The organism is Blastopirellula marina (assembly GCF_002967715.1).
GTDB classification, from domain to species: Bacteria; Planctomycetota; Planctomycetia; order Pirellulales; family Pirellulaceae; genus Bremerella; species Bremerella marina_B.
In genome coordinates, this window is the sequence record NZ_PUIA01000016.1 from 730587 (window position 1) to 744254 (window position 13668).

Annotated in this window: 10 protein-coding genes and 1 tRNA gene; 1 reads left to right on the top strand and 10 read right to left on the bottom strand. The window is 55.2% G+C overall.

Going from position 1 to position 13668, the window contains the following annotated elements; all coding sequences use genetic code 11:
- Positions 1-180: 180 nt before the first annotated feature.
- The 8 genes from C5Y96_RS04810 to gcvT form a co-directional block, all read right to left on the bottom strand.
- Positions 181-921: a hypothetical protein gene (locus C5Y96_RS04810; RefSeq protein ID WP_105350434.1), complete on the bottom strand. Its 741-nt coding sequence runs from the start codon at positions 919-921 to the stop codon at positions 181-183.
- 40 nt (positions 922-961) lie between these two features.
- The gene (locus tag C5Y96_RS04815; protein ID WP_105350436.1) at positions 962-1534 is read right to left on the bottom strand and encodes an RNA polymerase sigma factor; all 573 of its coding nucleotides are present in this window, start codon (positions 1532-1534) and stop codon (positions 962-964) included.
- 251 nt (positions 1535-1785) lie between these two features.
- Complete coding sequence (locus C5Y96_RS04820; RefSeq protein ID WP_105350438.1) at positions 1786-2472, bottom strand: FHA domain-containing protein; 687 nt, start codon at positions 2470-2472, stop codon at positions 1786-1788.
- 369 nt (positions 2473-2841) lie between these two features.
- Positions 2842-3582: a biotin/lipoate A/B protein ligase family protein gene (locus C5Y96_RS04825; RefSeq protein ID WP_105350440.1), complete on the bottom strand. Its 741-nt coding sequence runs from the start codon at positions 3580-3582 to the stop codon at positions 2842-2844.
- 169 nt (positions 3583-3751) lie between these two features.
- Positions 3752-5212 (bottom strand): aminomethyl-transferring glycine dehydrogenase subunit GcvPB, encoded by a 1461-nt coding sequence (gene gcvPB / locus C5Y96_RS04830; protein ID WP_105350442.1) that lies wholly within the window; start codon positions 5210-5212, stop codon positions 3752-3754.
- Entirely contained in the window at positions 5205-6578 is a 1374-nt protein-coding gene (gene gcvPA / locus C5Y96_RS04835) for an aminomethyl-transferring glycine dehydrogenase subunit GcvPA (protein WP_105350444.1), read from the bottom strand. Before gcvPA ends, gcvPB begins: the two co-directional genes overlap by 8 nt.
- A gap of 114 nt (positions 6579-6692) precedes the next feature.
- On the bottom strand, positions 6693-7088 hold the full coding sequence (gene gcvH / locus C5Y96_RS04840; protein ID WP_105350446.1) for a glycine cleavage system protein GcvH: 396 nt from the start codon (positions 7086-7088) through the stop codon (positions 6693-6695).
- Positions 7089-7147: 59 nt separating this feature from the next.
- Complete coding sequence (gene gcvT / locus C5Y96_RS04845) at positions 7148-8251, bottom strand: glycine cleavage system aminomethyltransferase GcvT (protein WP_105350448.1); 1104 nt, start codon at positions 8249-8251, stop codon at positions 7148-7150.
- Between the two features lie 516 nt (positions 8252-8767).
- On the opposite strand from gcvT, the gene amt reads away from it, so the two are divergent.
- Positions 8768-12781, top strand: a complete 4014-nt coding sequence (amt, locus tag C5Y96_RS04850; protein ID WP_146115516.1) for an ammonium transporter — start codon at positions 8768-8770, stop codon at positions 12779-12781.
- A gap of 43 nt (positions 12782-12824) precedes the next feature.
- On the opposite strand, the gene C5Y96_RS04855 is transcribed toward amt, so the two are convergent.
- Together C5Y96_RS04855 and C5Y96_RS04860 are read right to left on the bottom strand one after the other, a co-directional pair.
- A complete protein-coding gene (locus C5Y96_RS04855) occupies positions 12825-13319 on the bottom strand; it encodes a DUF1569 domain-containing protein (RefSeq protein WP_199188629.1) in 495 nt (164 codons plus the stop codon).
- A gap of 29 nt (positions 13320-13348) precedes the next feature.
- A tRNA-Leu gene (locus C5Y96_RS04860) sits at positions 13349-13434 on the bottom strand.
- Positions 13435-13668: the final 234 nt, after the last annotated feature.

Genomic DNA, 13668 nt, shown 5'->3' on the forward strand with positions numbered 1-13668 from the left:
GAGGGTGAAAGCATTTCGAGTTTGGGCGCGCAAGTGATGGGGGTGCATGAGAAATTATTCCGGCGGGTAGGAGTGAATTACCGAGAATGAGTACGCAGGCAGGGATCAAGCTGTAAATTGATAATAATTCAAAAAACGAGGAGGGGGTATCCCGCTAATGGAGGGGTTTGTCTGTTAGATCTAGCTAACGACGGGATTCTGCTCAGAGCTGGGGGAAAGAGGGCTCGACTCTTGTTCTTGAGTCGGAGCGGTCGGCTCGATGGTCGATTCATGCAGCACGGAGAAAGCATTTCCCAGCGAACGAGTTCCCGGCAGGAAGCCGCGTGTGAGCGTATCGAGCAGGGGAGCCGCGTCCTGATAGGCCGAGAACTGATGATCAATCGGGTTCAAGTCGGTTGCCACGCGATTAATCGACTTAAGGGCAATGTCTGTCTGGCTAACCATGCTCCGAGCCAATGGCTCAAACGACACCGTCGCAAATCGCGTCAGACCAGGCTCACGTGAGGCGATTTGGGGCGTAGAAGATAGCTGGGGCAGGGGACCAGGCACGACTTCGGCCGGCTGCGGAACGGTAGCCAACGACGGCGAAGGCTGTGAGTTCGCCGCTTTGGAGCCAGAGAAGAGACCCGGTACGGCGGCGATGATGGTCAGGCACAAAGCCAAACTCATCGCAATCGCCGGCAAAGAGACCTCTTTCCAAGGGCTTTGTTTCCTGTGGGTGGCAGGCGATACGTGATCGGGTGGCAATTCCACCGAAGAAGCACTATTAAGGCCTGCGAAAAGCGCGTGATACGTGAATAAGAGCTCTTCACACTCGGCCCGATCGGCCTCGCATACTAGCGGTAACAACGATTCCACCTCGTCGAGGCGACCTTCGTCGAGCCAGTCTTGCAGCGTGTTTTCAAACTCTTCGAACTTCACGAATCGATTCCTGACAAATGTCTTTTGGTATTACGTGTTTCTATTCGGCTGAACGAGCAAGTTGGCTCGCACGGTATTCCTGGGTAACGCCACGGTTGGCGAGTCGTTGGACCAGTTCACGCCGGGCACGATGGACCCAGGTTTTTACGGTTCCCAGCGGGCAGTCCATCTGCTCGGCGATCTCGCCATAGGATAGCTGGTGATCGTGGAACAAAAGGAACGCCTTGCGATATTCTTCTCGGACGTGGGATAGGGCTAACTGAACTTCTTCGGCCAGCAACTGGCCGCGGGTATCGATTCCACGGTGGTCTTCGACATGATCCTGCGTCTCGCAGGCGATCGGTCGACGGTTTCTTTGAGCCAGGTGAGTCCGGCAGCGGTTGCCGGCGATGGTCATGATCCAAGGTTCAATCGGACGACTTCGATCCCATCTGTGGAGGTTTCGGAACACGCGCAGGAATGTTTCCTGGGCCATATCTTCAGCCTCATGGTGTTCTCCCACCATTCGATAGCACAGCAGGTAAACCTGGTTTCGAAATCGACGCACGAACTCAGAGACTGCGCTCTGGTCCCCTTCCATGCACTGGTCGACTAGCAGGCTGAAGTTCGTCAAAGGACCGCTCCTGGACTGATCACATCCACTCTGAATACTTATACCCACGATGGGAAAAGACGGTTTCGTGGAATTAGAGAAAGTGAGGGAAATTGACCAGTTATTCTTAGCTTAGCGGGTATTCTTGGAAGCCGCGAGTGAGAATGTCCCATTTTGCCGTGCCTGCCGAGGAGCCATAAAAAAAGCCACTCAGTGATGAGTGGCTTAAGTGGTTTGTAACGAAGCGTTTACATTAGCGCGGAGACCGTCAATTAACGGCGGTTATCCATCAGTCGGCGAATGGCGTCATTGGCAGCCGATTGGCTATCCTTCGAGCCAGTGCTTTCTACCTGGGGCAATTTGCCGTAGGTCTTCTTCTTCGACCCAAACATGCCCAAAAGGCCCGTTTTGGTCTTGCCATCTTTGGCGTCTGCAGCGGCTGCTTCTTCCTCTTCCAACTCACGGAGTTCGTCGAGGGAAACCGTACGCGTTTCGTCCACGCGGAACTGACGCGTTTCTGGATTCTCCATCCGCATCTGACGTTCTTCTTCGTCGGCTTCTTCGAGCCAGCTTGCGACATCGTTTCCAAGGCCGCTTGCTTCTGCCACGCGACTGGCAGCTTCTTTCACACTGCTAACCTTCGAGCGTTTGGCCGCACCCAGGGTGTGGTCGATCAGAATCAGGAAATCGAGTGGTCCTACACGGAGCTCGTCTCCCATCTTCAACTCGATGGTGCCCTCGACGCGTTCGCCGTTGACGTATGTTCCATTCTTGCTTCCGTAGTCTTCCAGAAACAGCTTGGAATCACGTACTGCGAGTGCGCAGTGCTTGCGACTAACCATGTCGCTTTTGGGCTTAAGGTGACATCCATCACCTCGTCCGATGACGAAGTTGTCGACTGGGAGTTTAAACTCCTTGCCGGCACTTGGTCCTCGGATTACTTGTAGCATGACTTGCATATTTAAATCCTTCCTGTGCAACGGCTAATCCCACCTTTGAGAAACTCAAATAATGGCGGTTAAAGGATTGATTTGGGATTCACCGAGCCGACCGAAGGGGTCTATCTGTTCCGATGCAATCAGCGCGCCGAGAGTGAAGACAAATGAGATTAAATCGGCAAACTGAAGCCACAGAAAAGTCTCATTAAAATAACCGTTTCAAGCGCGATTGCAAATGGTTTCTTTGGGGGTGCGGTAAACCACGCGGGGCGTTTTTTCCGCAGCCGCCAATCGATAACTCTAAAACTTATATCGGCAATCTGGCTTTCATCCTTAACTAAGCATATGTCGCCGTTAAGCCAAGGTCAACGGTTTTGAATTTGATATTGCTTACCGTTTATGGGTCCAGTCGGGATGTGAGAATTTCGCCGATTCGATCTCTTGGGCGGATTCTACCTCTTTGGCGGTAAGTTCCCCTGGAACATAAGTGCTTTGGAATGTAGCGCTTAAGCACTCTTTCCATTGCTCGATCAGTGTTTCGGAGGAAATTTGCTGCCCAGTAATTTCTGCGAGGCCCGGCAGCTCTGGTGCACAGGCCGATTGTTGCAAGATCACACTCCCATGTTGCAAAACGGCAACCTGATGGCGTCTCTGGGCACTACCGCAAATCTTGTTGCCATCGACGATTACGTCGACTTCGTGGCGACGTAGAAAGCAAAGAAATGGATCGGGAGTGGAAGTGGACTGCGGTTTTCCGCTTAAATGAGCGTTGATGCCCCACTTTGCTAGCACTTCGATCAGCGTCTCGTGGAACAGATCGAACCAGCGGGTTGTCTCTTCGGATCGCGAATCTCGCACGGGAGCGACGAAGCTGTAGGTCAATTCGCGATCGTGCATGATCGCCCCGCCACCAGATGCCCGGCGGACGCACGTACAGTTGACGCTTGCCTGGTGCTGGCGGCGATCGTCATATTTCTGAAAATAGCCCAGCGAGAGCGTTGGCTCGTCCCAGCCATAGAAACGCAGCGTAGGAACCCCCAAATCGACCGCGCCACGCAATATCGCCTCATCGACTGCCATGTTCCACGTGCCGCTGGCTGGTGGGTCGACGATTAAACGCATCTCTTTCATGGAAACTCGCTCTGGGCTCCAGCTTGATCTAGATCATGGGGGACGCGGCTGAAGTCACAAGCATGGAGAAAGACTCCATATTGGATCGAAGAAATCCCTCATCCTAGCCCTCTCCCATTGACGAGGGAGAGGGGACAGAAGGACGTCGTCCCGACATCAGGTCAGGCGATTAACTGCTGCAGAAGTCGGCCCGCAGGCATGGGCTTCGTGCGGCCTGGACCTCGTTCGGACGGCTGATCGGCGTCGTATGAGGTGCATCGTGCAGCAGTTCCGGGTCTTCTTCGGTGATCTTGAAGAGCGTTTCGACGAAGACGTCGAGCGTTTCTTTGCTCTCGGTTTCGGTCGGCTCAATCATGATCGCTTCCGGAATGGTCAACGGAAAGTAGACCGTTGGAGCGTGGAAGCCATAGTCGAGAAGTCGCTTGCCGATATCCATCGCCGTGATGCCCCGTTCCTTTTTCAGATCGGAAGCGGAGGCGACGAATTCGTGCATACAGCGTTCGCCACGTGGAACCGGCAGGAAGTGCTTTACCTTGCTCAACAGGTAGTTCGCGTTGAGCACGGCATTTTCAGAGACTTCCCGCAGCCCTACAGGGCCATGCGAAAGGATGTAGCAGTAAGCTCGAACCAGCACGCCCGTGTTGCCGAAGAAGCTACGAACGCGGCCAATCGATTCAGGTCGATCGAAGTCGAGCTTGTATCGTTCACCATCCTTTTCGACGATTGGCGATGGTAGGAACGGCTTCAGCTTCTCGGTCACGCAAATCGGACCAGCACCGGGACCACCACCACCATGCGGACCACTGAAGGTCTTGTGTGGGTTGTAGTGCATCATGTCGGCACCGAAGTCGCCTGGACGGGCAATGCCGAGAATGGCGTTCATGTTGGCACCATCCAGATAGACTAGGCCACCTTTTTCATGCACCGCATCGGCGATCTCGCGCATGTTCTTCTCGAACAGGCCCAAGGTGCTCGGGTTGGTGATCATCAGCACGGCGATGTCGTCGGTCAACTTCTTACGGAAGTCTTCCATGTCGACGCCGCCATTGGGGTCGCTCTTGATGCTGACGGCCTTGAAACCGGCCATCTGGGCGCTGGCTGGGTTGGTGCCGTGCGAGCTATCAGGAGCCAGGACGACCTTGCGATCTTCGCCGATGCTCTTGAAGTACTTGGCCGCGGCCATCAGGGCCGTGAGTTCTCCGTGAGCCCCGGCAGCTGGTTGCAGCGAGCAAGCCGGCAAGCCTGAGATTTCGGAGAAGATGCCCTGCAATTCGTATAGCAGTTGCAGCATGCCTTGGATCGTTGATTCGTCCTGGTAAGGATGCAGATCGACGATGCCTGGCAGCGAAGCGAGCCGCTCGTTCCGCTTTGGGTTGTACTTCATCGTGCACGAACCCAACGGGTAGTAGTGCGTATCGACCGACATGTTTTTGGTCGACAAGTTCGTGTAGTGACGAACGACTTCCCCTTCGGTCAATTCCGGCAACCGTGGTGCTTCTTCCGCGAGGAAGTTGGCGGGAATGATGTCTTCGAGCGGCTGCTCAGGGACATCACACGCCGGCCACTGAACGGCCACGCGGCCTGGGTGGGAAAGCTCTGACAGTAGTTGGGTTGCTTGTTGATTACGCATGGATCGTGGAACCCCCGGTGTGACAGAGGGAGAATGTTCGGGTCAAGGCGTCGATTTCGGTCTTGGTGCGTTTCTCGGTCACGCACACCAGGAAGCAGTCTTCCATCTCGGGGAAGAATTGCCCCAGGGGAACGCCACCCAGGAAGCCCGCTTCGCGTGCTTCGGCCAGAAGACCTTCGACGTTGCCTTGCGTATCGCGAAGGACGAACTCTTTGAAGAACGGGCTGCCTCCGAACACGGGCTCGAGACGCTCGATTTCGGTCAACGTTTGCTGGGCGTAGTGCGCCTTCTGAGTACAGAGGATCGCAGCTTGCTTCAGGCCACTTGGCCCCAGCAACGACAAGTAGATCGAAGCACGCAGGGCGAACAGGCCTTGGTTGGTGCAGATGTTGCTGGTCGCTTTCTCGCGGCGAATGTGTTGTTCTCGCGTTTGCAGCGTCAGCACCCAGCAGCGTTTGCCGCGGCGGTCTTCAGTTTGGCCCACGATACGACCAGGCAGGCGGCGAACGAACTGATCGCTACAAGCCATGATGCCCAGGTAAGGGCCGCCGTACTGCATCGGCGAACCGAGCGAATGCCCTTCAGCCACGGCAATGTCGGCACCTAGGTCCCCGGGACGCTTGAGCAAGCCGAGGCTGATCGGGTCGAAGCTCTGGATGACGACGGCGTCATTCTTGTGAGCGATCTCCGCAATCGCGGCGACATCTTCGATTCCGCCGAAGAAGTTCGGCGACTGGACGATCACGCAGTTCGTGCTCGCGTCGATCGAAGCTTCGACCTTGGCCAGATCGGCAATGCCGTCAGGGCAGGCAATTTCGACGATCTCGATACCCAGGTCGGTGAAGTAGGTCTGCAGGATCTGACGGTATTCAGGATGAACCGTTCCGAGAACGACGACTTTTTCGCCCCGCTTGCCGGTGTTGAGTGCCATGATGACCGCTTCGGCCAACGCACTGCCGCCGTCGTACAGACTGGCGTTGGAAAGGTCCATGCCGGTCAAATCGCAGATCAGTGTTTGGTATTCAAACATGGCCTGCAAGTTGCCCTGCGAGACTTCTGGCTGGTAAGGGGTATAGGAAGTATAGAACTCGCCCCGCGATGCCAACGCGTCGACGGCAGCCGGCACGAAGTGATCGTAACTGCCGCCACCCAGGAAGCAGGCATGGGTGGCCGGAGAAGCGTTCTTCGCGGCCAGGGCCGAAAGGTGCTGAGTCAGCTCCAGTTCGCCCATTTGCGGCGGAAGATTGAGATCGCGTTTGAGCCGCAGATCTTCCGGAATGGTGCTAAACAACTCTTCAATCGAATCGACCCCGATCGACTTCAGCATTGCTGCCTGATCGTCCGGAGTGTTGTAGAGATAGCTCATCCAATCTGTTCCAAAATGATAGTGTTCAGTTCTCAGTGTTCAGTTTTCAGCGGGAGAAAGAAGAAGCCTTCATTGCTGAAAACTTCACACTGAAAACTTCAAACGAAGAAGTCCTTAGCCTTCTTCCGCACACATCTTGTCGTAGCCGGCTTTGTCCATCAGGTCGGCCAGGGCCGAGTCGTCGCTGATTTTGATCTTGGCAATCCAGCCGTTGTCGTACGCATCTTCATGCAGTGAATCGAGGTTGTCGGGCAGGGCCGAGTTGGCTTCGATCACTTCACCGCTAACGGGAGCATAGATATCGCTAACCGCTTTGACTGATTCAATTTCACCGAAAGATTCGCCGGCGGTGACTTCTTTGCCGACTTCGGGAAGTTCTAGGTAAACCAGGTCGTTCAAGGCTTCGATCGCGTGGGCACTGATACCGACCGTGGCAATCTTGGCACCGTCCGACTCTTCCACTTTGACCCATTCGTGCGTCTTGGCAAAAAGCAAATTGTCCGTGGACATGATCGGGAAACTCCTAAACTAACCTGCGTGGAAATTGAATGGAATGAAGGGGAGGGGGACTACTTCCGCTTGTAAAACGGCAGTGGAACCACTTTCGCCGCGAGGCGTTTGCCCCGGACGTCGACATCGATCAGCGTTCCTTCGGCTGAGAATTGCGGAGCGACGTAACCCATGGCGATGGGCATGCCCAGGGTCGGCGATTGCGAACCGCTGGTCACTTCGCCGACCTGCTGGTCGCCGACGTAAAGCGGGTAGTGCTCGCGTGGGACGCGTTTGTCCTGCATCACCAGGCCGACGCGAACGGGAAGCGAGTCTTTGTCAATTGCTTCCAGGGCAACTTTGCCGATGAACTCGTGGTCCCACGACATGGCGAAGCCGAGGCCTGCCTGCAGTGGTGTAATCTCTTCGGAAAGCTCGTGCCCGTAGAGTGGCATGGCGGCTTCCAGACGCAGCGTATCGCGAGCACCCAGTCCGACCGCATGGCCACCCACTTCGGCGGCTGCAACGTGCAGGGCTTCCCACACGGAAATAGCGTTTTCGGCAGGGACGGTCAGCTCGACACCATCTTCGCCGGTGTAGCCGGTGCGGCTTACGAGCCCCGGATGGCAGAGGATGGTCGCTTCACGACCTTGATAGTATTTCAGCTCTGAGATGTCCCCTTCAATCAGCTCCTGGGCGATGGCCATGGCCCGGGGACCTTGCACGGCGATCATGGCCGTTTTCTCGGTGTAGTCGGTGAACGTCACCTCTTCAGGCAGACGAGCGTTGATCCAGGCGGCGATCTTCTCGCGGTTGCCGGCGTTGACCACCATCCAGGTGTATGATTTGCCTTGGCGGTCTTGCAGATGATAGGTGAGGATGTCGTCGAGAATGCCGCCATCTTCTTTACAAACCAGCCCATAGCGAATGCGGCCTGGCTTCAGATCAGCCACCTTGCGGGTGACTAATCCGTCGATCAACTCCAGAGCGCCAGCCCCATCGAAGCGGAAGCGGGCCATGTGCGAAACATCGAATAGGCCGACGGCGTTTCGGGTTGCGTTGTGCTCGTCAATGATCGAGGTGTACTGAACCGGCATCGACCAGCCGGTAAAGTCGACCATTCGTCCCCCGTTCGCGGCGTGCCAGTCGTAGAGTGGTGTCTTTTTCAGTGTTTCGGTCGTCATCCGTCGAACGTCTCGTTTTCTCGTCCAGGCCGGTCACCGCGCAAGTAGAGTGCTCTGGTCGATTCCCCTTTCGAGAAAAAGCCAGTGTCGGTGACCGCGTCGCCGCGAAAAGTGCGGGGCTCAGTCGAGCTAAGATGCCAATAAGCAAAGGAACAAAGTGATAGCTTGCGATTGTATACGATCCGGCGCGAGTGAACAGGGGCAAGCTACAGGAGAAAGTGGGGGTAACAGTTGAGATTGTTACCATTGCATGTGTTGGGGAAAGGATTAGCGGTGATTGGTGGCCAAGGATTCCCCCCGCTTGCCAGTCAGACAGAGACCCTACTGCGAGAAGCCGGAATCCATTGCGGTCTTCCGTGGTTGGTTATGAAATGGCCATGTCGGTGCCCCGAGGGGGAGGACTGGGTATGCCTGTGGAGGTGCGTCGCAATCCATACAGACGACTTAATCCGGTCAGCTGAAATAGGTTATCGATCCGCGCACGTTTACCCGATTCTTTAACAAAGTAATTCGACCGTGAGGTCTGTTGACGGTGATCTCAACCAATGGTCTCTGAGGACCGATGATCTCATCGCGGCGATTTACAACGAGCTTCCTTCCGGCGACTCTCGGCTGTCGAATCTGCCGGGGGGCTGGCAGGGGACCACTAAGGGCAGAAGGCGTTATCGGTACTACATCGAGGGGCATCTTGTGGAGATTTCTTCGCGCACGTTACACGATGTATGGCTCGTTGGTAGTGCGGCCCTATTCTTTCTCATGCAAGCCGGTTTCTGTTGCTTGGAAGCCGGATCGGTTCGTTCGAAGAACAGTATTAATGTTGCTGCGAAAAACCTGGCCGACTTTGCTGTCTCTGGGATGATCTTCTGGGCCTTTGGCTTTGGGCTGATCTTTGGTGCCTCGTACATGGGGTGGTTTGGGACTAGCGACTTCTTCTTCGACGGTGACTCGCAGGGAGGGAACGTCGAGGCCTTTTTCCTGTTTCAGTTGATGTTCTGCGGGACAGCAACCACGATCATTGGCGGTGCCGTTTCAGAGCGGATGCGGTTTGCAAGTTACTTGCTCACGGCAGTTGTTGTTTCCTCTCTGATCTACCCCATTTACGCGCATTGGGTCTGGGGTGAAGGAGGCTGGTTGGCTGAGTTGGGCTTTGTCGACTTCGCTGGAAGCTCGGTGGTGCATGGTGTGGGCGGTTGGATTAGCCTCGCGGTTTGCCTCATCGTCGGTCCTCGAATTGGGCGTTTCGATACCAAGGATTCAACGACCTGTAATGGCCACAACTTGCCGATGGCGGCGCTCGGGGCCATGCTCCTGGCTTTTGGCTGGATAGGATTTAATGCTGGAAGCACGTTGCAATTAGACGACCGGATTCCGCATGTAGTGACGACAACGATCCTCGCTGGCATTGCCGGTGCGACGACAACGCTCGTGGTCGCGCGACTGCTCCACATTCGGAGAGAGCTGGAACTGTTGATTAATGGTCTTCTGGCGGGGCTTGTTGCGATTACGGCGTGTTGCCATGTGGTGAATTTGTTCGATGCCTTGGTCATCGGATTTGTGGCCGGCCTGATCATGATGGCTACTGCGCAATTGCTCGCGAAGCTTCGGATTGACGACGTCGTCGGGGCAATTCCTGTCCATGCCGCTGCTGGCGTATGGGGAACATTGTCCGTTGCCCTATTTGGCAACCTGGCGACACTTGATACTGGTCTGGGACGCTGGGAACAGTTGGGTGTGCAATTGTTGGGCGTATGTGTCTGTTTTGGCTGGTCTTTTCTGGTTGGCTTCGGGGTCTTGTGGTCGATCAATCGATTCAGTCCATTTCGGGTCGATCGTCAAACGGAGACGGTAGGGCTGAACGTGGCCGAACACGGCGATAAGTCGGAACTCCACGACCTGCTGTACGTCATGGAGCAGCACTCCGAGACCGGCAACTTTGCGATTGACCTGGACCTGCAATCGCAAACCGATGTGGGCCAGATTGCACAGGCATACAATAGTGTTGTTGCATCGCTAAAAGAGAAACAAAGACAAGTAGAAATCGCGATCGAAGAGCTCTACCATGCGAAAAAGGAATTGCGTGAGTCGAGCCGGCAGATACATTCACTCAAGTCTGCCCTCGATATGCACACGCTCTATTCGATTACCGATCGATCGGGAAAAATTACCGAGGTAAACGAAGGCTTCTGCCGGATCTCAGGCTACAGCGCTCAAGAGCTAATTGGTCAAGATCATCGCATTCTGAATTCCGGCTATCACCCGAAATCGTTTTGGGTAGAGATGTGGCGAACCCTTTTTGCAGGCGAGACCTGGCGCGGTGAAGTTTGCAATCGTGCTAAAGATGGCCACCTGTATTGGGTGGACTCCACGAACATTCCTTTCCTGGATTCTGAGGGAAAGATCGAGAAGCTGATATCGCTTCGGTTTGATATTACTGACCGAAAGCGTGCCGAGGAAAACTCCATAGCGGCCAGCAACGAACTGCAAGGCGTACTCGGTGCCGCGACGCGTGTCTCCATCATCGCCACCGATTGCGAAGGAATCATTTCAACATTCAATGCCGGGGCCGAAGCGATGCTTGGTTATACGGCCGCCGAGATGGTCGGAAAGCAAACGCCGAAAATCATTCATGTCGCATCGGAAGTGATCGCTCGGGGGAAAGAACTGAGTGAACTACTTGGCGAGACTGTCGAAGGTTTTGAGGTTTTCGTCAAACAGGCCATGATCAATGGTCACGAAGAACGAGAGTGGACCTATGTTCGCAAAGACGGCTCGTTGCTGAGCGTCAGCCTTACGGTTACTGCCAGGTACGATGAGGAAGGCCAGATTATCGGCTACCTTGGGATCGCGCAGGACATCTCGGATCGCAAGCAAGCGGAAGACGAAAACCGCCGCTTGACCGAGCGTTTGGACCTTGCCCTGGGGGCATCGAACACAGGGCTTTGGGACTGGGTGGTGTCGACCGGTGAAGTCATCTTCAGCGACATGTGGTATACGATGCTTGGCTACGAGCCTGGCGAATTGCCGATGTGTATCGATACGTGGAGCACCCTTTGCCATCCCGAGGACCTGCCCATCGCAATGGAAGCTCTGGAGCGGCATTTTCGGGGGGAAGATGCGGTCTTCTGCAGCGAGCTTCGCCTACGCTGCAAGGATGGTGCGTGGTTGTGGGTTCGTGACGTTGGCGAAGTGGTGGCCTGGCACGAAGATGGTTCCCCCAAGCGAATGGTCGGCGTCCATATCGACGTTCAGGAACTGCATCAGGCCATCGAACAAGCGAACTCGGCCAACCAGGCCAAGAGTGAATTCCTGGCGAATATGTCGCACGAAATTCGGACCCCCATGACGGCCATCTTGGGGTATTCGGAGTTGCTGCTCAACGACCTTTCCATGGGGGATTTGACGGACGAACACCGTAATGCATTGGAGACCATCAATCGCAACGGCGAGCACTTGCTCGCGATCATCAACGACATTCTGGATATGTCCAAGATTGATGCCGGCAAGTTGGCCATGGAGGTGCTGCCGACGCAACCACATGCGATCGTCGAAGAAGTGATCTCACTGCTCAACGTACGCGCCGTCGGCAAGGGGATCGCACTGCGTGTCCGATATGACTCTGCTTTCCCTGAAACGATTCAATCGGACCCGACTCGTTTACGGCAGATCTTGCTGAATATTGTTGGCAATGCAATCAAGTTTACCGAGATTGGGGAAGTGGCGATTACGCTTTCTTACATCCCTCACCGGCAGCTTATGCAATTCCGCGTTACCGATACGGGGTTGGGGATGACACCGGCGCAGTTAGAGAAGATCGCCAATTTCGAGCCTTTCAGTCAGGCCGACTCATCCACAACGCGCGAGTTTGGCGGGACAGGCCTTGGGCTGCGCATCTCGAATTGCCTGGCGAATTTATTAGGGGGGCAGATCGTTGTCGATTCCGAGCAAGGTTTCGGCAGTACGTTTACCATCTCCATTGCGACCGGGGATGTCAGTTCGTCACCACTGGTACAGCTGAAACTCGACTCACAAAACGAACAGCTTGCCACGGAAGAGGTGGAATCGCAGAAGGCCTCGGTGAGTGCCAAGGTAGAAACCCCCGAACAACTTCTCGAGGGCATTCGAATCCTGCTTGCCGAGGATGGCCTTGATAACCAGCGTCTCATTTCTTTCGTTCTCAGAAAGGCCGGAGCCGAGGTAAGCGTCGTTGAAAACGGGCTGCTCGCTTACGAATCGGCCTTGACCGCGGTTGCCCAAGCGGCTGCTTTCGACGTGATTCTGATGGATATGCAGATGCCGGTGCTCGATGGCTATACGGCGGTCAGTAGGCTTCGCAAGTCTGGCTACAAAGGAAACATCGTGGCATTGACGGCACATGCGATGGTCGGTGACCGTCAAAAATGTATCGAGGCTGGTTGCGACGACTTCGCCACCAAGCCCATCAACCGCCAGCACTTGATCCAGCTTGTGCGGGAGCTTGTCGACACTTCGGCATCGCAACGAACATCGTATGCGGATGAAGTGAACTCTTAAAACGCTGCGTCGCTACCAGATGATCGGCTCTAGCCCTGGTCGATCATTCGTCAGCTGTTTGCAGGAAGCGAAGATGATGAGCGGCATGGGCTGCATGAATACGATGCAGCGTTTCGCGGTCTAGGCGACCGAAGCCAGGGTGCGGATAGAAGGAGCCGCCATGCTTTAGGAACCGCTCGACACTTTTCTCAAACGCAGCGACTTCCTCGTCATCCTTCAGCTCGTTCGCAGGAACGAAGATGGGGGCCGTGCGAATTCCCTTTGGTGAATCGCCACTGAGAACCCTGGGCATCAGCGTCCGCCGCACGATCGGGCGCAGAAATGCAAACAAGCTGAAATACCAAGGGTAGCCATCGATACTTGGATCTTGGACGATGCGCAAATGCCAACAGATCTGGCCCAGCGTCCAATTGCCGTGGCGAACATAACCAGATGCGAGAAGCTGCCGGGCATCCACCACGGCCTCTTCGAGCGTCGCGAATTGCAAATCGCGCAGTCGACCCGCATCGTTTGCACGGCGAGTGGGCTGGTTTCCCATCAAGGGTCTCCGATGCGTGAAGCAAAAAGTGGCCGAGGCGGGGATCGAACCCGCACGAGGGTTACCCCTCGCAGGATTTTAAGTCCTGTGCGTCTGCCAGTTCCGCCACTCGGCCTAATGAGAAATTAACCGCCGTCAGGTCTGTTTTCTGGTAAAAAATGAGAAATTATTGCTCACCTCGTAACCCAAACCGGTGGTGCGGTGTTATATTGCTGGGCGTTGGCAACCAATCGCATTGTGACACCCCAATCAGGGAACCACAAGTGGATTGATGTCAAACAGTTGGGTAGCACGTACTTATCGACGTTCTGTGTCCCGCAGCCCAATGGTCTGGATTGACTTTTTGACC

What these genes read in the sequence shown, in the direction of transcription:
- C5Y96_RS04820 (WP_105350438.1), bottom strand. Translation starts at nt 2,472, where the DNA reads ATGCAAGTCATGCTACAAGTAATCCGAGGACCAAGTGCCGGCAAGGAG.
- C5Y96_RS04825 (WP_105350440.1), bottom strand. Translation starts at nt 3,582, where the DNA reads ATGAAAGAGATGCGTTTAATCGTCGACCCACCAGCCAGCGGCACGTGG.
- gcvPB (WP_105350442.1), bottom strand. Translation starts at nt 5,212, where the DNA reads ATGCGTAATCAACAAGCAACCCAACTACTGTCAGAGCTTTCCCACCCA.
- gcvPA (WP_105350444.1), bottom strand. Translation starts at nt 6,578, where the DNA reads ATGAGCTATCTCTACAACACTCCGGACGATCAGGCAGCAATGCTGAAG.
- gcvH (WP_105350446.1), bottom strand. Translation starts at nt 7,088, where the DNA reads ATGTCCACGGACAATTTGCTTTTTGCCAAGACGCACGAATGGGTCAAA.
- gcvT (WP_105350448.1), bottom strand. Translation starts at nt 8,251, where the DNA reads ATGACGACCGAAACACTGAAAAAGACACCACTCTACGACTGGCACGCC.
- C5Y96_RS04855 (WP_199188629.1), bottom strand. Translation starts at nt 13,319, where the DNA reads ATGGGAAACCAGCCCACTCGCCGTGCAAACGATGCGGGTCGACTGCGC.